Annotated in this window: 19 protein-coding genes; 17 read left to right on the top strand and 2 right to left on the bottom strand. The window is 49.9% G+C overall.

Annotation, left to right across the window (positions count from 1 at the left end):
• Positions 1–41: 41 nt before the first annotated feature.
• The 3 genes from K2P83_RS00600 (at position 42) to K2P83_RS00590 (ending at position 1,820) form a co-directional block, all read left to right on the top strand.
• Positions 42–656, top strand: coding sequence for a TlpA disulfide reductase family protein (locus K2P83_RS00600; protein WP_292925930.1), 615 nt, complete (start codon positions 42–44; stop codon positions 654–656).
• 428 nt (positions 657–1,084) lie between these two features.
• Positions 1,085–1,414: a BON domain-containing protein gene (locus K2P83_RS00595; RefSeq protein ID WP_292925929.1), complete on the top strand. Its 330-nt coding sequence runs from the start codon at positions 1,085–1,087 to the stop codon at positions 1,412–1,414.
• Entirely contained in the window at positions 1,380–1,820 is a 441-nt protein-coding gene (locus K2P83_RS00590) for a DUF2784 domain-containing protein (protein ID WP_292925928.1), read from the top strand. Before K2P83_RS00595 ends, K2P83_RS00590 begins: the two co-directional genes overlap by 35 nt.
• On the opposite strand, the gene ttcA is transcribed toward K2P83_RS00590, so the two are convergent.
• Positions 1,821–2,726 carry a tRNA 2-thiocytidine(32) synthetase TtcA gene (ttcA, locus tag K2P83_RS00585; protein ID WP_292925926.1) on the bottom strand — a complete coding sequence of 302 codons (906 nt, stop codon included), beginning with the start codon at positions 2,724–2,726 and terminating at the stop codon, positions 1,821–1,823. It abuts the gene before it with no gap.
• Positions 2,727–2,888: 162 nt separating this feature from the next.
• On the opposite strand from ttcA, the gene K2P83_RS00580 reads away from it, so the two are divergent.
• The 3 genes from K2P83_RS00580 to K2P83_RS00570 all read left to right on the top strand — a co-directional run bounded on the left by K2P83_RS00580 (position 2,889) and on the right by K2P83_RS00570 (position 4,357).
• Positions 2,889–3,233 (top strand): hypothetical protein, encoded by a 345-nt coding sequence (locus tag K2P83_RS00580; protein WP_292925925.1) that lies wholly within the window; start codon positions 2,889–2,891, stop codon positions 3,231–3,233.
• A gap of 104 nt (positions 3,234–3,337) precedes the next feature.
• Positions 3,338–3,877 carry a DUF411 domain-containing protein gene (locus K2P83_RS00575; RefSeq protein ID WP_292925923.1) on the top strand — a complete coding sequence of 180 codons (540 nt, stop codon included), beginning with the start codon at positions 3,338–3,340 and terminating at the stop codon, positions 3,875–3,877.
• Between the two features lie 12 nt (positions 3,878–3,889).
• Positions 3,890–4,357, top strand: a complete 468-nt coding sequence (locus K2P83_RS00570; RefSeq protein WP_292925922.1) for a c-type cytochrome — start codon at positions 3,890–3,892, stop codon at positions 4,355–4,357.
• Positions 4,358–4,473: 116 nt separating this feature from the next.
• Here K2P83_RS00570 and K2P83_RS00565 read toward each other — a convergent pair whose 3' ends face one another.
• Positions 4,474–4,863 (bottom strand): hypothetical protein, encoded by a 390-nt coding sequence (locus tag K2P83_RS00565; protein ID WP_292925921.1) that lies wholly within the window; start codon positions 4,861–4,863, stop codon positions 4,474–4,476.
• A 266-nt stretch (positions 4,864–5,129) separates the two neighbouring features.
• On the opposite strand from K2P83_RS00565, the gene K2P83_RS00560 reads away from it, so the two are divergent.
• From K2P83_RS00560 to mgtA, 11 genes are all read left to right on the top strand, one after another.
• Complete coding sequence (locus K2P83_RS00560) at positions 5,130–5,444, top strand: BON domain-containing protein (protein WP_292925920.1); 315 nt, start codon at positions 5,130–5,132, stop codon at positions 5,442–5,444.
• Positions 5,445–5,945: 501 nt separating this feature from the next.
• The gene (locus K2P83_RS00555; RefSeq protein ID WP_292925918.1) at positions 5,946–14,930 is read left to right on the top strand and encodes a glycoside hydrolase family 94 protein; all 8,985 of its coding nucleotides are present in this window, start codon (positions 5,946–5,948) and stop codon (positions 14,928–14,930) included.
• Positions 14,902–15,996: a transaldolase gene (tal, locus tag K2P83_RS00550; RefSeq protein ID WP_292925917.1), complete on the top strand. Its 1,095-nt coding sequence runs from the start codon at positions 14,902–14,904 to the stop codon at positions 15,994–15,996. Before K2P83_RS00555 ends, tal begins: the two co-directional genes overlap by 29 nt.
• A gap of 111 nt (positions 15,997–16,107) precedes the next feature.
• Positions 16,108–16,233, top strand: a complete 126-nt coding sequence (locus K2P83_RS00545; protein ID WP_292925916.1) for a DUF1840 family protein — start codon at positions 16,108–16,110, stop codon at positions 16,231–16,233.
• A 267-nt stretch (positions 16,234–16,500) separates the two neighbouring features.
• Positions 16,501–17,523, top strand: coding sequence for a phosphogluconate dehydrogenase (NAD(+)-dependent, decarboxylating) (gene gnd / locus K2P83_RS00540; protein ID WP_292925914.1), 1,023 nt, complete (start codon positions 16,501–16,503; stop codon positions 17,521–17,523).
• Positions 17,495–18,949: a glucose-6-phosphate dehydrogenase gene (gene zwf / locus K2P83_RS00535; protein WP_363279250.1), complete on the top strand. Its 1,455-nt coding sequence runs from the start codon at positions 17,495–17,497 to the stop codon at positions 18,947–18,949. Before gnd ends, zwf begins: the two co-directional genes overlap by 29 nt.
• 63 nt (positions 18,950–19,012) lie before the next feature.
• Positions 19,013–19,318 carry a DUF1840 domain-containing protein gene (locus K2P83_RS00530; RefSeq protein ID WP_292925912.1) on the top strand — a complete coding sequence of 102 codons (306 nt, stop codon included), beginning with the start codon at positions 19,013–19,015 and terminating at the stop codon, positions 19,316–19,318.
• Between the two features lie 190 nt (positions 19,319–19,508).
• On the top strand, positions 19,509–19,724 hold the full coding sequence (locus K2P83_RS00525) for a hypothetical protein (protein WP_292925910.1): 216 nt from the start codon (positions 19,509–19,511) through the stop codon (positions 19,722–19,724).
• 30 nt (positions 19,725–19,754) lie between these two features.
• The gene (locus K2P83_RS00520; RefSeq protein ID WP_292925908.1) at positions 19,755–19,979 is read left to right on the top strand and encodes a hypothetical protein; all 225 of its coding nucleotides are present in this window, start codon (positions 19,755–19,757) and stop codon (positions 19,977–19,979) included.
• Positions 19,980–20,126: 147 nt separating this feature from the next.
• Positions 20,127–21,281: an HAD-IC family P-type ATPase gene (locus K2P83_RS00515; RefSeq protein WP_292925907.1), complete on the top strand. Its 1,155-nt coding sequence runs from the start codon at positions 20,127–20,129 to the stop codon at positions 21,279–21,281.
• The gene (mgtA, locus tag K2P83_RS00510; RefSeq protein WP_292925905.1) at positions 21,176–22,759 is read left to right on the top strand and encodes a magnesium-translocating P-type ATPase; all 1,584 of its coding nucleotides are present in this window, start codon (positions 21,176–21,178) and stop codon (positions 22,757–22,759) included. Before K2P83_RS00515 ends, mgtA begins: the two co-directional genes overlap by 106 nt.
• Positions 22,760–22,776: the final 17 nt, after the last annotated feature.

The raw sequence follows: 22,776 nt of genomic DNA, 5'->3' as shown, positions 1-22,776 counted from the left end.
AGCGAATCATCTCGTGTATCGCTTCATTTAAAGGAATCATGATGGCAAAATTGAGACAATTATTAATATATTTGGCTTTGGGAGCTTTGGCAATCACCACGGGTTTTATGTTGCGAGCCCAGCTCATGGGTGGTGGTCCGCAACCTGCTCTTTCCAGTGAAGCCAGTCAACAAGGTGCAAAAGCAATTCTTACTGCCAATTTGCCGGATATTCAGGGAGAAAATCAGGCCATTTCGCAATGGCTGGGTAATGTAATCGTGGTGAATTTTTGGGCCACCTGGTGTACGCCCTGTCGCGAGGAAATTCCTGAATTTATTGCGGCGCAGGAAAAATTCCGTGATCAAGGGCTGGTTTTTGTGGGAATCGCTATTGATCAAGCGGATAAGGTAAAGGCCTATAGTGAAGAATTTGCTATCAATTATCCGGTATTGGTCGGCAGTTTTCATACTTGGGCGTTGGCTGAAGCTGCGGGTAATCGACAATCCGCTTTACCCTACACTGTGGTTATTAATCGTTCCGGTGAAATTGTTGAAACCTATTTGGGCCGTGTCCATCTGAACACACTGGAAAAATTAGTAATTCCGTTGCTAAAGGAGAGTTCGCATGTTCAGCATCAAAGCGGGCTAGTTGATGATCTTGACTTAAGGAATCTTTGATGATCAATAGCAATCTAGCCATGCTCAACATGCTCATTTATTAAGCATAAGCTGTGTTTCTTCGCCTGTTTTTGCCTTGAATCGGTTGCCTCGAGTACGTTTTTCAACAGCCTGTTAGTTTTGTGCAACGCGATCGTGCCATTTTTTAGGGATCGTTAAGCAAAAAACTCATGAATTGAGCTAGTCTCTGTCAGCGATAATCATGTAATATAACTTCTAGGAATGGAATGCTTTGTACATCTGCGTACACATGAACTACTCTGTCCTTGCAATACAACATTCTGATTTTTGCGCATACTAACTAACCAGAGAATTCAATAAATTCGTAAATTTCAGATTTATAACGTATTGAAGGTAGCTTAAAGCAAGAGCCTTTAATCAAATGTAACGAGGGGTATTTTCCGTTAATCATTTGGGAGCGCTTAATCATGACACAATTGAATAGCCGTTTCATGGCATTCTTGTTAGTTTTTCAAATGGCTCTTTTCTCGGGCTGCGCAACAGCGCCGCAGTTTGAAGGCGCCAGAGAACAATACGAAGATATTGTTATTACTACGAAAGTTCACGAAGCAATTCTTGACGAGCTTTCCCTAAGACCTTTCGATATCAACGTCAGAACTACAAAAGGAGTCGTAGAATTGAGTGGTCTGGTCAATTCCCGCGACGATATGTACAAAGCGATTGCAATTGCGCGCAGTATCAGTGGTATAAAGTTTATCAAGAATGACCTGCGAATCCAGGGAACCGGCGATTATTAATCGTCCATGTAAGTTTATCAAGTTGAATATGCTGTTGGCTGATCTTGTACTAATTATCCACTTTTTCTATGTGTTGTTTGTTGTTGCCAGCTTGCCTGTCATCTGGTTGGGTGCGTGGTTTAAGCTGGCGTTTGTCAGAAACCCTTGGTTTCGTTATCTACATCTTGCCGCCATTTTATTCGTCGTGGTTGAATCCTTGATGGGTGTCGTTTGCCCGTTAACATTATGGGAAAATACATTGCGTCAGATCGAAACAAACAGTAGTTTTATTCAGCAATGGCTGCATAAAATCATGTTTTATACTGTACCTGAAGGCTTATTCACGGTAGTTTATGTCCTCTTTGCCGGCCTGGTTGCAGCAACTTTCAAATGGGTACCGCCGGAACCTCGTAGAAATCTTCCATGATTATCTTGAAGCAAGGCGGCTGTCATTCGTTTCTTCTGAATCGGATATCAGCATTTCTTCAATGGTGGGTTCAAATACTTCTTCATCAAATGCGGTGTCGCCGTCGATTACCGGTTCCCCCAGTGCTTTTAAGTTAAAAAAATCATACCGGGATGCATCGGCCAGATGCGATAACTGAATATTTTGAATGGAGCGGAACATCGTTTCCAGCCGTCCGGGAAATTTTTTATCCCATTGCTGCATCATTTCTTTGATGGCTTGACGCTGCAGGTTTTTTTGCGATCCGCACAGATTGCAGGGAATGATCGGAAAATTTTCTGCTATGGCGTAAGCGGCCAAATCTTTTTCTTTGCAGTAAGCCAGTGGTCGGATAACGATATGTTTTCCGTCATCGCTTACCAGTTTCGGTGGCATAGCTTTAAGTTTTCCGCCATAAAACATGTTAAGAAACAAGGTTTCAAGAATATCATCCCGATGATGACCGAGTGCTATCTTGGTGGCGCCCAATTCACTGGCAACGCGATATAGCACGCCGCGACGCAAGCGCGAGCAAAGACTACAAGTTGTTTTTCCCTCTGCAATAACCCGTTTTACGACACTGTAGGTATCTTGTTCAATGATACGATAAGGCATGCCAATATCCGTCAGATAGCCCGGCAGCACTTGTTCAGGAAAACCAGGTTGCTTTTGGTCCAGATTAACTGCTATCAGCTCAAATTCTAACGGCGCGTGAGCTTGTAAATTGCGCAGAATATCCAGCATGGCATAACTATCCTTACCGCCGGACAAGCACACCATGATCCGGTCACCGGCTTCGATCATATTGAAATCAGCAATCGCTGTTCCTACTTGCCGTCTTAAGCGTTTGTGGAGCTTATTGGTGTTATATTGTTGTTTTTTTTGCATGATTTTGGCAAGTTATGAGGGAGAAAAGAATGATTTTTTGACCGATCAGCGCTACGGGTCTTTTGGCAGAATATTAGACAAATGAGATGGAACAATTTAGCATAGCTAGATTCTAAACAAGATGGATAAACAAGTTCGGGAATTATTTTTCAGGAGAATTCTATGAACAGGATTATACCATTTGTAACCTTGGTCTTGTTTTCAACCCATTGTTACTCGAGTGCAAGCTATCCCAATAATGAGGTGGGTATTGGTAAATCTGGTAATTCAAGTATGGTGTCGCGGACCATTAAGTTGACGCAGGTGGATAATCTGTTTTTACCTTCTGAAATTAAGGTCAGTGAAGGCGAAACGATCCAATTTGTTATAAAAAATGGCGGCAACAGAAAGCATGAGATGTTGATGGGTTCAATGGCAGATCTGAAGAAAGCCGCTAATATGCGGCGCATGTTTCCGGAAAAGGATCACTCTGAAGCACATTTGGTACAACTTGAACCGGGTGAGTAAAAGGAATTTATCTGGCAGTTTACCAGTGCGGGAACCATTAATTTTGCCTGCCCGTTGCCGGGTCATTTTAAGAAGATGCGTGGAATAATAATTGTGGAGAAGAAATGAAAATACGAGTAAATACCCTAATAGCTGGATCAATCATTGCTGTTGGTTTGTTGAGTGTTGTTTCACAAGCGGCTGCCACAGCGACTGTTGACGTTTATAAAAGCCCGACCTGCGGGTGTTGCGATAAATGGGTCGATCATATGCGCGAGCATGGATTTACCATAAAAACGCATGATGTTGGCAATAAAGAAATAAGAAAAAAATCAGGTATTTCTGAAACTCTGGGTTCGTGCCATACGGCTTTGATTAATGGCTATGCGATCGAGGGGCATGTGCCAGCGCCTGACATCCTGCGCTTACTCAAAGAAAAACCTAAAGCAGTTGGACTGGCTGTACCGGATATGCCGCACGGAACCCCAGGTATGGAAGGTGCTCGTAGTGATCCTTACAATGTTTTATTGATCAAAGAGCGCGACGAGGTACGCAAGGATACGACCATTTATAACCGTTATGATCCTTATGCCAAGAAAGTAGAACAGTCACAGCCAGCCAATCCCGAGCCAGAGAAGAGCGGTTCGGTCATGCGTTTAAAGTAATCGTAACTTTTAATGGCAAAGCGAAATATACTGCTGTGCGGAATAGCGGCATTGCTACTGGGCTGTGGTGATTCTGCACCACTTCGCGCTTTATCCGGGCAATCTCAGATCGATAGTCAAACGGGTTTGGTCAAACGAAATTTTGACCAAACACAGATCAAACGGGGTGAAAGTGTTTATGCCGCAAATTGCGTTGGTTGTCATGGGCTCAATGGAGAAGCGACACCGGATTGGCGCAAACCGGGTCCGGATGGAAAATATCCGCCCCCCCCATTGGACAGCACCGCGCATGCTTGGCATCATTCAACAGAAGTTTTGAAGAAAACCATACTCAAAGGGACGCCTCCTGATATTGGCTCCATGCCGGCCTGGGAAGGCAAATTGACAGAACAGCAAGTCGATGATGTGATTGTCTGGATAAAGTCTTTATGGTCAGATGAGATTTATGATATCTGGTACAAAAATTTTGAAGGCAAGTAGTAAGTTGCGGTTTGTACTCAGAACCCTGCGATAGGGATGTAATCTTAAACAAGGATATGCAATTATCGAGCATATAGACTGCTCGTAAGAACCGTCGAAGATACCCTCATACAAACTTATTCTTCCGCCTTGTTCTCCAGTGAATTAATTCGATCAAAGATTTCTTTTTTTTCATTTTCCAGTTCAGTATAGCGTGCTTTTAGGCGATCCAAATCATCTGTATACTTTTTAATCCGTTCTTCTTTTTCCTGTTTTTCCTTAACTAATTCCTCATACTTCGGGATCGGTATGCTATTCGAAGATAGGCTGGGCGGTATTGTTATTGGTAGTGGCGCATCTATTTCATTACGGCGCAATTCTTGAATCATCAGAAATTGCTGATAAGTGGATTGTGATTCTTGTTGTATGCGGGTTAATGTCTTTTCTAACTGACTTATTTCTGCTGCCGTGTCAGCCCAAGCTGGAGTGGATAGAGACAGTAATAAGAATAAAAGAACTGATCGCATAGTGATTAGAGTTTATTGGTAAAAGTTAACACCCTTGGGCTTCCAGGGCAATACTAGAGTATCTACTTCTCACCTTCAAGAATCATTCTACACGCCATTGATCCAACGAGTTAATAATTCATCATAGTTTATACTGATCATCGTGATGACTGGTAATAGTATATTTAACAGCGAGTTTGTTTTGTGCGTTAGCGCACATACTAGTTGCGCTAACCCTGTAATACTTCAACTTTGATTCTTTTGAATACTTATTGGAGAACTTTACCATGACACAACTTAATAACCGTTTTTCCACTTTTTTCTTAATTGCTCTCATGATTTTTTTATTGGGTTGCGCATCAACGTCCAAACAAGAAGGAACTGGAGAATATTTTGATGATACCGTCGTGACCACGAAGGTTAAAGCGGCAATTCTCAATGAACCTTCGCTGAAATCCGCAGAAATCAATGTCGAAACTTTCAAGGGCGTCGTTCAACTCAGCGGCTTTGTCAATTCCCAGGCTGATATCAACAAAGCAGCCGAAGTGGTTCGTAAAGTCAATGGTGTGAAGTCTATCAAGAATGATATGCGGGTTAAGTAAACTGTAGATCGTTGTATTGATTAGTCATCCCTGTAGGCAAATTCCGAACAGAATGCCCGTATATTTTTATCATCGCACTTGGATTGTTATTCGTAGCGGGCTATCCAGTTGGGAGCGGCAAGAAGAAAGATTTTCCGTGCAATATTCAAATCCTTATAGCCGCTGCGGCTGAATTACTTTCCCGTTACCACACCACACTGGTGGGAAACTCTAAAGCTTTCCTAAGTCGTGTGCGTGTGGCTTTTGATCCGATATCACTGCAAGTGAGGCATTCTTTAGCTACTTAACGAGCGATTCTTTCTAGGATATTTGTGTATGAAAAAGATCAATAATTCACATTTTTCCAACAAGACTGTTCAGCTCCTTTTCATTTCTGAAATTAATTCTACTTGGATATACCGTGCTTCAAGTGACTTTAAGTTAGTTTCCTATCCATTAACTGATTGGTTTTATCGAGAGATATGCAGTGAAGTTCCTATCCAACGCAGAGCGCATTTCTAAATGGACACCAAAGACATTCGTTTCTTCCAGTATTTACGCCAGTTGAGGGCGAATTTGTGCGCTGGCGGCATTCCGCTAACGCACTCTTTTAATGAGCCGCCGCTTCGGTCGGAATTGTTCAGCGCCGATCAAATGGAACAGCATGGCAAGCATCTCGCAGCCATGCACAAATTAACCCAGAAACGCCCGCGAGACCGATTAATGGCGCGATTGGCGGTGAATGAAGTCGTTTTGACCGGCGTCTGCGGAAAACTCACTGCGGTGGTAAAAGCAAACCAGCAGATTACGCCGGCCAGCGAATGGCTGCTCGATAACTTCTATTTGATCGAAGAACAGATCCGCACTGCCAGGCGCCACATGCCTCAGGGATATAACCAGGAGTTGCCGCGTTTGCTGAACGGCCCTTCAGCCGGTTTGCCGCGTGTGTACGATATCGCGCTAGAGATTATTTCACACGGAGATGGACGGGTAGATTCGGAAAGTCTCAGTCGTTTCCTTGCGGCCTATCAAACAGTTAGCGTGCTCAAATTAGGCGAATTGTGGGCTATTCCCATTATGCTGCGGCTGGCATTAATTGAGAATCTGCGGCGTGTTGCAGTTCGCATTGCCGCCGACAGAGTCGATTGCGACCTGGCAAGCGCATGGGCGGAGCAAATGATGGCGGTAGCGGAGAAGGATCCGAAGAGCCTGGTGTTAATGATCGCAGACATGGCACGTTCGCAACCGCCAATGTCTAATCCATTCGTATCGGAATTTACGCGCCGTCTGCAAGGACAAAGCCTTGCTTTGGCACTGCCACTAACCTGGATAGAACAAGTGCTTGCCGAATCAGGGTTGACCATCGAGCAATTGGTGCATACTGGAAACCAACTTCAGGCCGCCGACCAGGTTTCTATCAGCAACAGCATTAACAGCTTGCGTTTTCTGGGTGGTATGGATTGGCGTGAATTCGTCGAAAGCATGAGCATCGTCGAGCAAACATTGCGCGAAGATCCGAATGGTGCCTACGCCAAAATGGATTTTTCCAGCCGTGACCGTTATCGTCATGCGATTGAAAAAATTGCGAAGCGAAGTTCCCTTACTGAAGCGGAAGTCGCTCGAAGTGCGATTCAGCTCGCGCAAGCGGCCCAAACGGCGCATCCGGATAGCGACGAACGCGTAACACATGTTGGTTTCTATCTGATCGACCGAGGTTTGCTTGAGCTAGAAGCCCGGACGCAGGTACGTCCTTCTGCTGCCGAAAAAATCATGAAAATGGGATCGCAACACGCATTGAGCGTATATCTTGGCGCCATCGCTTTGCTTACGCTGCTTTTCAGCGCCGGCTTGATAACCATTGCATATACTCAGGGTGCGCCCGGTGCGTTGCTGATACTGATCGGCATGCTCGGATTGCTGGCCACCAGTCAATTGGCGCTCGCTCTGGTGAATTGGCTAGCAACTTTATTCGTGCACCCACAACCACTGCCACGCATGGATTTTTCCACCGGTATACCAGTGCAATCGCGAACGTTGGTCGTCGTGCCAACGATGCTTACACATCCGGATAGCATCGATAACCTGGTCGAAGCATTGGAAGTACGTTTTCTGGCGAATCAGGACGACAATCTGTATTTTGCCCTCTTGACCGATTTTCGTGACGCGCCCGAAGAAATCCTCGACGAGGATGCCCCACTGTTGCAACTGGCTGAGGCAGGAATCGAGGCGCTGAATGCAAAATATGGCACGGCAGGAAAAAGTATTTTTTTCCTGTTTCATCGCCCGCGCTGCTGGAATCCGCAAGAACGCATGTGGATGGGTTACGAGCGTAAACGCGGTAAGCTTGCGGACTTGAATGCATTGCTGCGCGATGAAACGCATAGTAATGCCGGCAAACGTTTCTCAAGCATCGTTGGCAATACCGCTTGCCTGGCAAACGTGAAGTACGTCATCACTCTGGATACGGATACACAACTACCGCGTGACGTCGCGCGGGAGTTAGTTGGCGCCATGGCGCATCCATTGAATCGTCCGCGCTATGACGAACAGCAGCAGCGCGTGTGTGAAGGCTACGGAATTCTTCAACCGCGCGTCAGCGTAAGCTTAGAAGGCACCAACCGCTCACATTATGCTCGATTGCATGGTGGCGAAGTCGGCATTGACCCCTATACCCACGCCATCTCCGATGTTTACCAAGACGTGTTTGGCGAAGGCTCGTTTATCGGCAAAGGTATCTATGAAGTGGATACATTCGAACGCGCATTGAGTGCACGCTTTCCCGAAAATCAGATTCTCAGCCACGATTTGCTGGAGGGATGTTATACGCGCGCTGGCTTACTGAGCGATGTAAATTTGTATGAGGATTATCCTGCACATTACAACGTGGATGTGAATCGCCGTCATCGCTGGATACGCGGTGATTGGCAATTGCTGGGTTGGCTGTTGCCAAGCATTCCCGGCCCGGGTACGCTGCGGCTAAATAACGCACTCTCGCGGTTATCACAATGGAAATTGTTCGACAACTTGCGACGCAGTCTCGTGCCTATGACCCTGACAGTACTGCTGCTGTTAGGCTGGGCCATCCTGGCATCGCCCTGGCTTTGGACTTTGGCAGTGATCAGTATTATCCTGATTCCGCCCTTGATCACCTCAATTCTGGATCTATTTAACAAACCATGTGACGTGTTGTTAAGACAGCATCTTGCCGTCGCTCTCGACACGACCACTCAGCGCTTGACGCAAGCGGCCTTTAACCTAGCCTGCCTTCCCTACGAAGCCTACTTCAGTATCGATGCGATCGTTCGCACGATCGGACGCATGTCGTTCACACGCAGACGGCTGCTCGAATGGCATCCATCAGGCGAAGTGGCGCGTAGCAGTCGCACGGATTTTTCCGCCACGTTACGTACGATGTGGATTGCGCCGCTGATTGCCATGGCCGCAACAGCTTATCTGCTGCTGTTCAAATTTGCGGCGCTCGCGGTCGCGGCACCTATCCTGATGCTATGGTTGAGTTCGCCCGCGATTGCCTGGTGGATAGGTCAGCCGATTGCGCGCCGCAAAGCTCAGTTAACGCTTGAGCAAACCATTTTCCTGCGCAAAGTGTCACGCAAAACCTGGGCGTTTTTCGAAACTTTTGTCGGCCCGGAAGATAACTGGTTGCCGCCGGATAATTATCAGGAATATCGTGGTGCCGCAGTTGCACATCGCACATCGCCGACCAATATTGGGATGGCCCTCCTGGCGAACTTAACGGCTTATGATTTCGGCTATATTCCAGCCGGACACCTCCTCAAGCGCACTGCGCATACGCTTGACACCATGCAAATACTGGAGCGCCATCGCAGTCACTTCTACAATTGGTACGATACCCAATCGCTGAAACCGCTGCATCCGGCATATATTTCGACGGTGGATAGCGGTAACCTTGCAGGCCATTTATTAACTTTGCGACCGGGACTGATCGCGCTTGCCGATGACAAAATCCTGAACACACGCTGGTGCAATGGTCTCCGCGACACGCTGGGAATTTTGGCGGACGCGATGAGAAACATTCCATCAGAACTGCTCACCCAATTACAAACAGATATCGAATCGACCTGCAACTCTCCGCCAACCACGCTGGCACTAACGTGGCAATACCTTGACCGGCTGACGAGACGCGCAGCGGAGCTTGCTGATAGCCTTGATGCTACCTCGGCAGCGTTGTTTCAAACAGGAAGTGCACAAGCATCAGCCGAAGAACGGGAACGAAAACTGCATGCGGAAACAGGGGGATACCTAAAGGCAGATGAAGATTCCACGCACCACCCCACTCTGGACCATGCCAGTGCAGTCGTCTCTGAGATTACTTCCGAGAGTGATGCAAATTGGTGGGCACATACGCTGGTCCGGCAAATCCGTTTTGTTCTTGACGAACTGACGTTTCTTGCCCCTTGGCTAGCGTTACCGGCTTCACCAAGTGGATCTGCTGAGGGCCTCGGCATCACCACAATCCCAACATTGCGGGAATTGATCAGTATCGAGGAAAAATTGCTGCCGACCATCGAACAGCGAATTCTCAGCAGCGCAGTGTCCGCAGAACGTGAATGGCTGTATGCATTTAGAGAATGCATCATACAAGCCTATCAGCACGCCAATGAAAGGATTTCAGCGATCGAACGATTAGCCCTACAAACCGCAGATCTCTCGTACATGGCATATGATTTCCTGTATGACAAGGCATCGCGCCTGCTGGCGATCGGCTACAACGTGGACGAGTTACGCCGGGATACAAGTTGCTACGATCTGTTAGCTTCGGAAGCCCGATTAATCAATTTCGTCGCAATCGCGCAGGGACAAGTGCCGCAGGAGAGCTGGTTTGCCTTGGGGCGTCTGCTTACGACCGTTGGCGGCGAACCCGTTCTCTTATCCTGGAGCGGCTCGATGTTCGAATACCTTATGCCGCTCCTGGTGATGCCGAACTTTGATAACACGTTGCTTGACCAAACCTATAAAGCGGCGGTACGGCGGCAGATTGAATATGGGCGGCAGCGCGGCGTGCCTTGGGGTATGTCAGAATCAGGGTACAATCTCGTCGATGTCCATCTTAACTACCAGTATCGGGCATTTGGTGTGCCTGGTCTGGGATTAAAGCGCGGACTCGCCGATGATTTGGTCATTGCACCCTATGCCACAGTGTTGGCGCTGATGGTGGCACCCGAAGAAGCATGCCTGAATTTGCAACAACTCACCATGGAAGGTTTAGAAGGAAAGTTTGGCTTTTATGAAGCCATTGATTACACACCATCACGTCAACGACGCGGGGAATCGGGCACCGTGGTGCGATCTTATATGGCCCATCACCAGGGGATGAGTCTGCTCTCCCTGGCCTATCTGCTGCTGGATCGCCCGATGCAGAAGCGCTTCGAGTCGGATCCACTGTTCCAGGCAACCTTGTTGCTACTCCAGGAGCGGATTCCCAGGGCGATGGCATTCTTCCCGCGCACGGCGCAATTGTCTGACATTCGACCCACTTCCTCTGCGCCGGAAGCATCGATTCGTGTTTTTAACAGCGCCAATACACCAACACCGGAAGTACAATTGTTATCCAACGGCCGCTATCATGTGATGATCACCAACTCCGGCGGCGGTTATAGCCGTTGGAAGGATCTCGCCGTTACCCGCTGGCGCGAAGACACGACTTGCGATCACTGGGGATCGTTCTGTTATTTGCGTGACGAGAGCAGCGGAGAATTTTGGTCTACCGCGTATCAGCCGACATTGAAACAGCCGCAGCATTACGAAGTGATTTTTTCCGAAGGCCGCGCCGAATTTCGCCGGCGCGATAACGATTTCGAGACCCATACTGATATTGTGGTGTCGCCGGAAGATGATATCGAACTGCGCCGCTTGCGCATCACTAACCGCGCCAGTAGCCGTCGAACCATCACGGTAACGAGTTACGCCGAAGTGGTGCTGACCGAATCCATCGCCGATGAATTGCATCCCGCTTTCAGCAAACTATTTGTGCAGACCGAGATTGACGAGAAACACCACGCCATTCTCTGTACACGTCGTCCGCGTTCACGTAACGAGCAAACACCGTGGATGTTTCACCTGATGACGGCAAACGGAACCGACATTGATGATATTTCCTACGAGACGGATCGATCACAATTCATCGGTCGTGGCCACACTACTGCCGATCCACAGGCGCTGGGCGACGACGCTTTATCCCGGAAGCTCTCCGGTAGCCAGGGTTCGGTGCTGGATCCGGTTGCCGCCATCCGCTATGCCATCACGCTTGATCCGGATCAAACGCTCACTATCGATATGATAAGCGGCATGGCGGAAACGCGGGATGCCGCAGTAGGCCTGGTGAAAAAATATCAGGACCGGCGCTTCGCGGATCGTGTCTTTGATGTTGCTTGGACACATGCGCAAGTGGTATTGCGACAGCTCAACGCTAGTGAGGCCGATGCGCAGCTCTATGGGCGTTTAGCCAATTCTGTGCTTTATACCAACGCCTTGCTACGCGCCGATGCCGAGATTTTGCTGCAGAATCGCCGCGGACAATCCGGTTTGTGGGGTTATGCCATTTCCGGCGATCTGCCGATCGTACTGTTGCAGATCAGCGATGCAAGCAATATCGAATTAGTGCGGCAATTAGTGCAGGCTCACGCGTATTGGCGTTTGAAGGGACTGGCGGTAGATTTGGTGATCTGGAACGAAGATCGTGCCGGCTACCGGCAGCTGCTCCAGGATCAGATTATCGGCTTGATTGCAGCAGGTATTGAAGCGCATGTCATTGACAGACCGGGCGGTATCTTCGTGCGACACGCGGAACAAATATCAAACGAAGATCGTATTTTGTTCCAATCGGTCGCACGTGCCATCATAGCCGACAGCCGGGGAACGCTGGCGGAACAGATTAATCACCGTAGCATAAGGAATGTACAAATGCCGCGTTTCCGGCCAAGCCGAAGCCGCCGCGCCGATCTTCCAGCCGGTAGCGTGTTGCCGCGGCGAGATCTGATTCTGCACAATGGGCTGGGCGGTTTTACCGCGGACGGACACGAATACATCATTACTACCACAGCCGTACAAGTGACACCCGCACCGTGGGTGAATGTGCTGGCGAATCCACATTTTGGTACAGTCATTTCTGAAAGCGGCCAAGGTTATACCTGGAGCGACAACGCGCATGAGTTTCGTCTTACGCCTTGGCACAACGATCCGATATCCGATGCAAGCGGCGAAGCTTTTTACCTGCGCGATGAAGAGAGCGGTCATTTCTGGTCACCCACACCACTGCCCTGCCGCGGTTTGGATGCGTATGTCAGTCGACACGGATTCGGCTACAGTGTATTTGAACATACAGAAGGCGGTATCGTTTCCGAACTGTGGGTATACGTGGCCATGGATGCAGCCGTCAAATTCTCGGTATTGAAAGTACGCAATGCATCCGGCCGGTCACGACGGCTCTCCGCGACCGGCTACGTGGAATGGGTGCTGGGCGATTTGCGGCCGAAATCGGCCATGCACGTGACGACTGAAGTGGATTCCGTGAGCGGCGCGTTGTTCGCACGCAACCCTTACAACACAGAATTCTCCGACCGGATTGCTTTCTTCGATGTCGATGAGACCAATCGCTCAATCAGTTGCGATCGCGCTGAATTCATTGGACGTAACGGCTCGCTTAAAGATCCGGCGGCGATGGCGCGCACGCGGCTTTCCGGCAAGACAGGCGCGGCACTCGATCCCTGCGCCGCGATTCAGGTTAACTTCAATTTGGCGGAAGGGCAAGAACGCGAGATTATTTTCCGCTTAGGCCAAGCCGGAAATCACGATATTGATGGCGCGCGCGCACTGATACATCGTTTCCGTGGATCGGCAGCCGCAGACACCGCACTCAAATCGGTATGGCAGTATTGGAACCATACCCTTGGCGCAATCCAGGTGGAAACTCCAGATGCATCTCTCAATGTGCTGGCCAATGGCTGGCTCGTTTATCAAACGCTTGCCTGCCGCCTGTGGGCACGTAGCGGCTATTATCAATCGGGCGGCGCCTTCGGCTTCCGCGACCAGCTGCAGGATGTAATGGCACTGGTTCACGCCGAACCGCAACGCGTGCGTGAGCAAATCATGCTATGCGCAGCGCATCAGTTTGTGGAAGGAGATGTACAGCACTGGTGGCATCCTCCATCAAATCGCGGCGTACGAACCCGTTGTTCCGACGATTATCTCTGGTTACCGCTGGCGGTGTGCCGCTATGTGCTGTGCACCGGTGATACCAGTGTGCTCGATGAATCTATTTCTTTCCTCGAGGGCCGCCCAGTCAGTCCCGAGGATGATTCTTATTATGATCTGCCCGGATACTCCGCCGAATCGGCCAGTTTGTATCAGCACTGTGTCCGCGCCATCCGCCATAGCCTAACATTTGGCGAACATGGTCTGCCGCTGATTGGTTCCGGAGACTGGAACGATGGCATGAATCTTGTGGGCTTGCACGGCAAAGGCGAAAGCGTTTGGCTCGGCTTTTTCCTATATGAAGTGTTGATGCGCTTCGCTGAGTTGGCACAGCGGCAGGGCGATGTGACATTTGCCGAACAATGCCGGACCGAGGCCGCGCAACTGCGCCAGCGTATCGAGCAAACCGCCTGGGATGGCGCATGGTACCGCCGCGCATACTTTGATGACGGCACGCCGCTGGGGTCGGCAGCTAATACCGAATGTCAGATTGATTCGATTTCGCAGAGCTGGTCGGTACTCTCCGGTGCGGGTGAGTCTATGCGTTCGCGCATGGGTATGGATGCTGTATACGCCCGTCTGGTGCAGCACGATCATGCACTGATCCAGCTCCTGGATCCGCCGTTCGACACATCGGATCTGGATCCGGGCTACATCAAAGGGTATGTTCCCGGTGTGCGCGAAAACGGCGGGCAATACACGCATGCCGCTATCTGGACCGCAATGGCATTTGCAGCTTTGGGCGACAGTCAGCGCGCTTGGGAATTATTGACCATGATTAACCCGGTGAATCATGGAAAATCCGCAGCAGGTGTAGCGATCTACAAAGTCGAGCCCTATGTCGTTGCTGCCGATGTGTATGCGGTTTCACCGCATGCCGGCCGCGGCGGGTGGAGCTGGTATACAGGCTCCGCCGGCTGGATGTACCGGCTGATTGTGGAATCCCTGCTTGGCTTGAGGCTGGAAGGGGATAAACTGCACTTCGCGCCTTGCTTGCCTGCAACCTGGCAAACATTCAAGTTGCATTACCGCTATCACGAGACTGTCTACCATATTGCCGTATCGCAAATGGAAATGGATACGAGCGATGCGATGCAAAACAATACGATGCGTGTAACGGTGGATGGCATCGAATGCCCCGATAAAATAATTCCACTGGTCGATGATCGCCTGGAGCATACGGTCGACGTGAAAATATACAAAGCGCTCGAACCAAATCCAACCATTCATACGCTGAATAAGGAACATGATGAAAGCGACGCAACAACTGCATGATCTCGGCCAAAGTGTTTGGCTTGATAATATCACCCGCGAATTGCTGACGAGCGGCAAGCTACGCCATTACATTAGTGAACTCTCAGTGACTGGTTTGACTTCCAATCCGACGATCTTTGACAAAGCGATCAAGGGCGCGGATTTCTACGATGCCGCCATCGATCAAAAAACCGCTGAGGGCAAATCGGGTGAGGCGTTATTCTTCGAGCTAGCCTTGGAGGATTTGACACAGGCTGCCGATCTGTTACGTCCAATCCACGATACCACTGGTGGAATGGACGGTTGGGTATCGTTGGAGGTGTCTCCCTTGCTCGCGGATGATACGGGTGGCACCATCAAGGCCGCAGCGATGCTTTATGAACGAGCAAAGCGCCCTAATCTTTTTATCAAGATTCCAGGCACTCGTGCAGGAATTCCCGCGATCGAGGAAAGCATCTTCGCGGGGGTGCCGGTAAATGTGACGTTGTTGTTCTCGTGCGAGCACTACATGGCAGCTGCCAAAGCCTATATGCAAGGGATCGAGCGGCGAATCGCTGCCGGTCTTGATCCAAAAATCTATTCTGTTGCATCAATTTTCGTCAGCCGCTGGGATACGGCCATCAAGGACAAAGCCCCGCAGGTGCTGCATAACCGCCTCGGTATCGCCATCGCCAAGCGTGTCTACAAATCCTACCGGGAATTGTTGGCCTCACCCCGCTGGCAAAAACTGGCCAGCGCGGGTGCACGGCCGCAACGCCTGCTCTGGGGTAGCACGGGCAGCAAAGATCCCAATGTCTCGGATACCTTATACATCGAGGCACTCGTGGCGCCGGATACCATCAACACGATGCCCGATAAGACATTGCTTGCTTTTGCCGAGCACGGCAAAGTGCAAACGACTATGCCAAGCGATGGCGGTGATGCCGAAGCGGTGCTTGCCGCTTTTGCACGGGTTAATGTGGATGATGTGGTGCTCGCAGCTAAACTCCAGCGTGAAGGCGTGCAGTCTTTTGCAGAATCCTGGAAAGATCTAATGGATTGCATTGCAGCAAAAAATGTTGCCCGCAAACACTTTCAACCCGGTTGAATTAATCCCTAGCAGTTGCAGGAGGCGCCAAACAGTTTTGCGCAGCATCGCATGAACGGACTTGTGCAAGTGTACGCCTAGTAATTTGTTATTTTTTAAAGGATAAACGGTATGCTTTTAACATTCACAATCTTTTCAACCGATGTTTATGCCGGTATCACCATGTTTAAAGGCGATGGGCTTACCTTGCTGAAAATGATGGGATACAGTGCTGCCGAGACTGGTGGCATCGATTGAATCACAGTGTGACTGCGTTCGATAGCGCACAGACAGTCGTGGTTGATAATTTCATTATAAAAATAAGGCATGAAAAGCAGACTGGATCTTTATTCGTGTGCGAAACTGTTCTACGTTGCACTTTTGTTAAGAAGAAGTTGTTCCGTTCAGATTTTTTCTGAACGGAACAACTGATCGAATCCAGAAAATTACTGGATTTATGCGGTTTATTTTCAAATGTTCTGGGAGTCTGATGTTTAGATCTGAATCAATACAGGAGAGGATTGCATGCAACTGGGGATGATTGGTCTAGGACGCATGGGAGCCAACCTAGTGCGGCGTTTGACTAAAGACGGCCACTCGTGTGTGGTCTATGACGTCAATGCGGCTGCCGTCAAGACACTAACCGGCCAGGCTATTCAACAGGCCGATTCGTTGGATGATTTTGTCACCAAACTGTCCGCTCCGCGTGTGATCTGGGTGATGGTACCTGCCGGCGTTACCGGCAAGACAATTTCAGATCTGGCAGTATTGCTTGCGGCGAACGACATCATCATCGATGGCGGAAACAGCTATTATCGCGATGATCAAGTACGTGCTAAAGCCCTCAAGACACAAGGTATTCACTATGTTGATTGTGGAACCAGCGGCGGCGTATTCGGGCTCGAGCGAGGCTACTGCTTGATGATTGGCGGCGAGGAAGACGTAGTCCGGCATCTCGATCCGATCTTTAAAAGCATCTCACCAGGCGTTGCAGCAGCAGAACGGACTTCCGGGCGCGGCGGCGAACCGGGTCCCGAAGAACAGGGTTACTTGCACTGTGGCCCGGCCGGCGCGGGTCATTTTGTGAAGATGGTTCACAACGGCATTGAATACGGCCTGATGGCCGCATACGCGGAAGGACTCAATATTCTCAAACATGCAGATGTAGGTCTTCGTGCAAGAGCACAGGATGCCGAGACCACTCCGTTGCGTGACCCGGAAGCCTATCAATACCGCATCGACATCGGCAAAGTGGCCGAAGTATGGCGTCGAGGCAGCGTGATCTCATCCTGGCTGCTCGATTTAACCGCGGCCGCGCTTGCCGGGGATTCGGAGCTTAAGCAATTTTCAGGACACGTATCGGATTCAGGTGAAGGACGCTGGACCACACTCGCCGCCATCGACGAAGGTGTACCAGCGCCAGTCATCAGTGCAGCATTATTCGGACGTTTCGAATCCCAGGGAGAGGCAGATTACGCCGATCGCATTCTCTCGGCCATGCGCAAGCAGTTTGGCGGTCATGATGAAAAGCCAAAGGATGGTACATGACATGGACAAACCCGCCAGCGGCCTAACACCATCAGGCGCACTGGTACTTTTTGGCGCAACGGGCGATCTTGCACACAAGAAAATATTTCCATCGCTCTACGCGATGGTTAAACGAGGGTCATTAAAGATTCCGATCGTAGGCGTTGGTTTTTCGGGCTGGACGCTAGCGCAACTACACGATCGCGCAATAGACGGTATAAAAAATGCTATTAAGAACGTCGATTCGAACGTCTTAAATCAATTGCTTTCGCTGTTGCGTTATGTGGACGGCGATTATAAAAACCCGGAAACATTTCAAAAACTCAAAAAAACGCTTGACGGCGCACTGCATCCGGCCTTCTATCTCGCCATTCCGCCTGCCTTCTTCTCAGCCATCATCAAAGATCTTGGCTCTTCTGGCTTGGCGGAGAATGCCCGCGTCATTGTGGAAAAGCCTTTTGGGCGTGATTTGGCCTCGGCATGCGAGCTCAACCGCGCTGCACATTTGGTTTTTCCAGAAACTTCGATCTTTCGCATTGATCACTTCCTTGGCAAAGAAGCGATTGAAAACATCCTTTATTTCCGGTTCGCAAATTCGTTCTTGGAACCGATCTGGAATCGCAATTACGTGGCGAGTGTTCAGATCACGCTTTCGGAAGATTTTGGGGTGGAAGGCAGAGGCAGTTTCTATGACGGAGTCGGCTGCCTGCGCGACGTAATTCAGAACCATCTCTTTCAAATAGTTGCGCTTCTGGCCATGGAGCCTCCAGCCGGGCGAGATTTTGAAGCCCAGCGAAGCGAAAAAGCAAAGGTATTTCAAGCGATGCATGCACTAAAACCGGAAGATCTGGTAAGAGGTCAGTTTGAAGGCTATCTTCAGGAGACTGGTGTCGCTAAGGATTCTGACACGGAGACTTATTGTGCCCTGCGGCTATTTATTGATTCGTGGCGCTGGGCAGGCGTGCCGTGGTATCTGCGTTCAGGCAAATGCTTGGCCGAAACTGCTGCAGAAATTCTGGTTCAACTTAAGGCGCCTCCGCAGAAACTGTTTGAAGATACCGGGCCGGGGGCTTGCCGGGCTAATTATTTGCGCTTCCAATTATCACCGCATCCCGCCATTGCTTTGGCCGCGCGCGTCAAGCGAGCGGGAGAGGAATATGTCGGTGACCAGAAAGAACTTTACCTTCTCAACGCACAGCCAGATGAGCAAGCGCCTTACGAGCGGCTGCTGGGTGATGCATTGGCTGGTAACGGTGCGCTTTTCACCCGGCAGGATGCAGTTGAGTCGGCTTGGGCAGTGCTTGATAATGTTCTGACGGAGCATCAGCCAGTCAGATTCTATAAGCCCGGTAGCTGGGGACCGATGGAAGCTGATGTGCTCATCACGGCCGATGGCGGATGGTATAACCCAAAGCCCGATCTTATGACTAGAGCGGTGTCATTATGAAGAAATATCGAGCCAGTATGATTGGCAATGCCAGAGTAAAAATTTATTTTCTAGGAGGATAGTATGCTAGTGACATTTACAACGGATGTGCATGCCAATATCACTATGTTTGAAGGTGACGCACTGACCATGCTCAAAATGATGGGACACAGCGCGACCGTTCCTGGCGCTATTTTGGCGGCAGACGTTCCTGCGGCATTGAGCCGCTTAACAGCCGCTATTGATGCGGAAAAAATCTCGTCGCCAGTCGAGAATGAAAATGAGGATCCGGATGAACCTATGGTGAGCATGACAAATCGAGGATTACCGTTAATTGACTTATTGACTGCTGCAGCAAAAGCAGACTGTAACGTAATGTGGAATAAATAGTGAATCATCTACAGACTTACTAAGATGAGGATATTCTGAAAAGTAGACCAAATAGAATTGGATGCGTACAAGGTGAGCAAATTTTATGTAATCTTTGTGGCGATATGCTCAATACGCGTAGGTGCTAAAAAGGGAGATTTAAATTTCCCTTTGTTACAAGCTTCGAATGAACAGTGCACATGAGGTAGAAATGAAAATAAGTCCTTTGGCAGGAAAACCCGTCGAATCATCAATGTTGATCAACGTTCCAAAACTCGTCTCCGCCTACTACACCAATACTCCTGATCCATCAGTATCTGAACAAAGAATCGCCTTCGGCACCTCTGGGCATCGTGGTTCTTCACTCAAAAGTAGCTCAGGTGATCCCGCAATTTTCGAGCAGTCGCGCGGTGCGCGAATACACTGAGCTACTCTCTACCGGCTGCCTCCGCCAATCATGCGCGAACTGCACTTCGGTGAAGTGAAAATTGAAACTGATGGCGAGCAACATGTGGTTGAGGTTCAGGTCGAGCTCTATGCCGATAAAGTTGATGATGGCATTCCAGTGCGGCAAGAAATGAAGCGCGTGCACGTCTATCGCGCGCTTGTGATGGATGCCCGCCCGGTGACAGATTATACGGCGCGAATCGTTCCGTACCACGAAGGTGCGGCGATCCTTTAGAAGATAATCATATCTTGTGGTAGCGATGACCGAATCAAAGGAAAAATAAGCAATGAAGCAAGAGACTGCAATCAACAACGTGTTTGGGGATATGAGTGATTTCCCAATTCCGTCACAAGTTTTACGAAGCCAGTTACGGAGATGTCAGTGAGTTTGCTAGAAACCGCCATGAATCGGGCTCAACACCCAGATAATCTCAATGACAAAAACGGGAAGCATGCTTCAGAACAACTGCTGGAAACGGCGCGCGCCGGTACCGAAGCTGTCCTAAAAACACTGGACTCTCGATTGGGTGGCTTGAGCCAGGGAGAAGCCGATTCGCGCTTGCAGCAGTACGGGATGAACGAAATTGCCCGAGAGAAGCATCAATCCGCCTTAATGCGTCTGTTGAGTAACATCAAGAATCCATTGCTCCTTCTACTCACCGCACTCGGTGTGACTTCCTTTCTAACCGGCGATTTGCGCGCGGCGGTGATCATTTTCATCATGGTGGTTCTGGGTGTGGTTTTGCGTTTCTACCAGGAGATGCGGGCCGATAATGCTGCTGAAAAGCTCAGAGCGATGGTCAGCAATACCGCGACTCTGGTGCGCGCAGGCAAAGAAACCGAAGCACCGCTTAAGCTGTTGGTGCCGGGTGATATCATTCGGCTGTCTGCTGGTGATATGGTCCCAGCCGATGTTCGCGTGCTTTCCGCCAAGGATTTGTTTCTGAATCAGTCTGCATTGACTGGCGAATCCTTGCCCATCGAGAAAAAAGCCACCGCCACTTCCACTGATGTTCAAAACCCGTTGGAATTGGCCAATATCTGTTTCCTGGGCTCCAATGTGGAGAGCGGCTCCGCGACCGCCGTGGTCATCCACACCGGGGATCAGACCTACTTTGGTGCACTTGCCACCAGTATCGTTGGGCAGCGTCAGTTGACGAGCTTCGACAAGGGCATCAATAAATTCACCTGGCTAATGATCTACTTCATCGCCGTGATGGTTCCGGCGGTGTTTCTGATCAACGGATTGAGCAAGCACGATTGGTTGGAAGCTTTTCTGTTTGCAATGGCCGTGGCCGTCGGACTAACCCCCGAGATGCTGCCGATGATTGTGACAGTTAATCTTTCCAAGGGCGCCCTGGCGATGGCACGCAAGAAAGTGATCATCAAACGGCTGAACGCGATCCAGAACTTCGGGGCGATGGATGTGTTGTGCACCGCAAGACCGGTACGCTCACTCAAGGCAAAATCGTGCTTGAGAAACATCTGGACGCGCACGGCGATCCCAGTGAAAAGGCGCTCGAATACGGCTATTTGAATAGTTACCATCATACCGGGTTGAAAAATCTGCTCGACGAAGCCGTTCTCACCCATGAGGAGCTCGAGGAACACCTAAAAGCCAAAGAAAAGTACCGTAAGATAGATGAAATCCCTTTTGATTTCGTGCGGCGGCGGATGTCGGTGATCGTGGAGGACACGACCGGATTAAATACGCTGATCTGCAAGGGCGCCGTGGATGAAGTGCTGAGCTTATGCACCCGGGTAGAAATCAAGGGAGAGGTGATCGAGGCTCTGCCCGAGTATGATGCCAAGCGCCGGCAGATAGCGGACGATCTGAACAGTCAGGGCTTCCGCGTCATCGCATTGGCCTATAAACAAATGCCGGGGGCAACGGATGAACCGACCTATGCGATCAAGGATGAATCGGATCTGATTCTGTTGGGCTTTCTGGCTTTCCTTGATCCGCCCAAAGCCACCGCGACGGAAGCTTTAGAGCAACTGCGCCAGCTGAACGTGGACATCAAGATCCTGACCGGCGATAACGAAATCATTACGACCTATATTTGCAAGGAAGTCGGTGTTCCGGTAGAGCATCTCTTGCTCGGCCCACAAATTGAGGGGATGAATGAAGCAGAATTGGCCGAAGCGGTCAGTGCGACCAGTATTTTTGCCCGTCTTGCCCCGGTGCACAAGGAGCGTATCATCCGCGTGCTGCAAAGCAAGGGGCACGTGGTGGGTTTTATGGGCGATGGCATTAACGACGCGCCGGCTCTGAAAGCCGCCGATGTCGGTATTTCGGTGGATAGCTCCGTGGATATCGCTAAGGAATCATCTGATATTATCTTACTGGAAAACAGCCTGCTGGTGCTGCAGCAGGGCGTGCTGGAAGGGCGGCGGGTGTTCGGCAACATTGTCAAATACATCAAGATGGCGGCCAGCTCGAGCTTCGGCAACATGTTCAGCGTTGTAGGAGCCAGTGCGTTCTTGCCTTTCCTGCCTATGCTGCCGATCCAGGTGTTGATCAACAACCTTCTCTACGATTTCTCGCAGACCACTATTCCTACCGACGAAGTGGACGCCGAATGGCTAACCAAGCCGCGTAAATGGGAGATTGATGAAATTCTGCGTTTTATTCTATGTATCGGGCCGATCAGTTCGATTTTCGATTACCTGACATTCTTCATCATGCTGTATGTGTTCAATTGCTGGAACAACCCGACCTTGTTCCACACCGGCTGGTTCATCGAATCGTTCTTCACGCAAACGTTGATCATTCACGTTATCCGCACTAATAAGATCCCGTTTTTCCAGAGCCGGGCTAGTTGGCCGCTTATTCTCACTTCGATCGTCATCGTCGCGGTGGGTGCTTGGCTAACGGTTTCCCCCCTGGCCGATACGCTCGGGTTTGTCCCACTCCCTCCTTTGTACTGGGGGTTACTGGCGATCATTTTGGTGTGCTATGTGGTGCTGACCCAGTTGGTTAAGACTTGGTTTTACCGCAGGTATGGCGATTGATGGCAGTGACGGCGAGC

The sequence above is a fragment of the Nitrosomonas sp. genome, assembly GCF_019752415.1.
Classification (GTDB): domain Bacteria; phylum Pseudomonadota; class Gammaproteobacteria; order Burkholderiales; family Nitrosomonadaceae; genus Nitrosomonas.
This window is presented reverse-complemented; position numbering and strand designations above follow the sequence as displayed.

Coding starts and splice junctions, on each gene's coding strand:
- K2P83_RS00600 (WP_292925930.1), top strand. CDS start 42: ATGGCAAAATTGAGACAATTATTAATATATTTGGCTTTGGGAGCTTTG.
- K2P83_RS00595 (WP_292925929.1), top strand. CDS start 1,085: ATGACACAATTGAATAGCCGTTTCATGGCATTCTTGTTAGTTTTTCAA.
- K2P83_RS00590 (WP_292925928.1), top strand. CDS start 1,380: ATGACCTGCGAATCCAGGGAACCGGCGATTATTAATCGTCCATGTAAG.
- ttcA (WP_292925926.1), bottom strand. CDS start 2,726: ATGCAAAAAAAACAACAATATAACACCAATAAGCTCCACAAACGCTTA.
- K2P83_RS00580 (WP_292925925.1), top strand. CDS start 2,889: ATGAACAGGATTATACCATTTGTAACCTTGGTCTTGTTTTCAACCCAT.
- K2P83_RS00575 (WP_292925923.1), top strand. CDS start 3,338: ATGAAAATACGAGTAAATACCCTAATAGCTGGATCAATCATTGCTGTT.
- K2P83_RS00570 (WP_292925922.1), top strand. CDS start 3,890: ATGGCAAAGCGAAATATACTGCTGTGCGGAATAGCGGCATTGCTACTG.
- K2P83_RS00565 (WP_292925921.1), bottom strand. CDS start 4,863: ATGCGATCAGTTCTTTTATTCTTATTACTGTCTCTATCCACTCCAGCT.
- K2P83_RS00560 (WP_292925920.1), top strand. CDS start 5,130: ATGACACAACTTAATAACCGTTTTTCCACTTTTTTCTTAATTGCTCTC.
- K2P83_RS00555 (WP_292925918.1), top strand. CDS start 5,946: ATGGACACCAAAGACATTCGTTTCTTCCAGTATTTACGCCAGTTGAGG.
- tal (WP_292925917.1), top strand. CDS start 14,902: ATGATGAAAGCGACGCAACAACTGCATGATCTCGGCCAAAGTGTTTGG.
- K2P83_RS00545 (WP_292925916.1), top strand. CDS start 16,108: ATGCTTTTAACATTCACAATCTTTTCAACCGATGTTTATGCCGGTATC.
- gnd (WP_292925914.1), top strand. CDS start 16,501: ATGCAACTGGGGATGATTGGTCTAGGACGCATGGGAGCCAACCTAGTG.
- zwf (WP_363279250.1), top strand. CDS start 17,495: ATGATGAAAAGCCAAAGGATGGTACATGACATGGACAAACCCGCCAGC.
- K2P83_RS00530 (WP_292925912.1), top strand. CDS start 19,013: ATGCTAGTGACATTTACAACGGATGTGCATGCCAATATCACTATGTTT.
- K2P83_RS00525 (WP_292925910.1), top strand. CDS start 19,509: ATGAAAATAAGTCCTTTGGCAGGAAAACCCGTCGAATCATCAATGTTG.
- K2P83_RS00520 (WP_292925908.1), top strand. CDS start 19,755: ATGCGCGAACTGCACTTCGGTGAAGTGAAAATTGAAACTGATGGCGAG.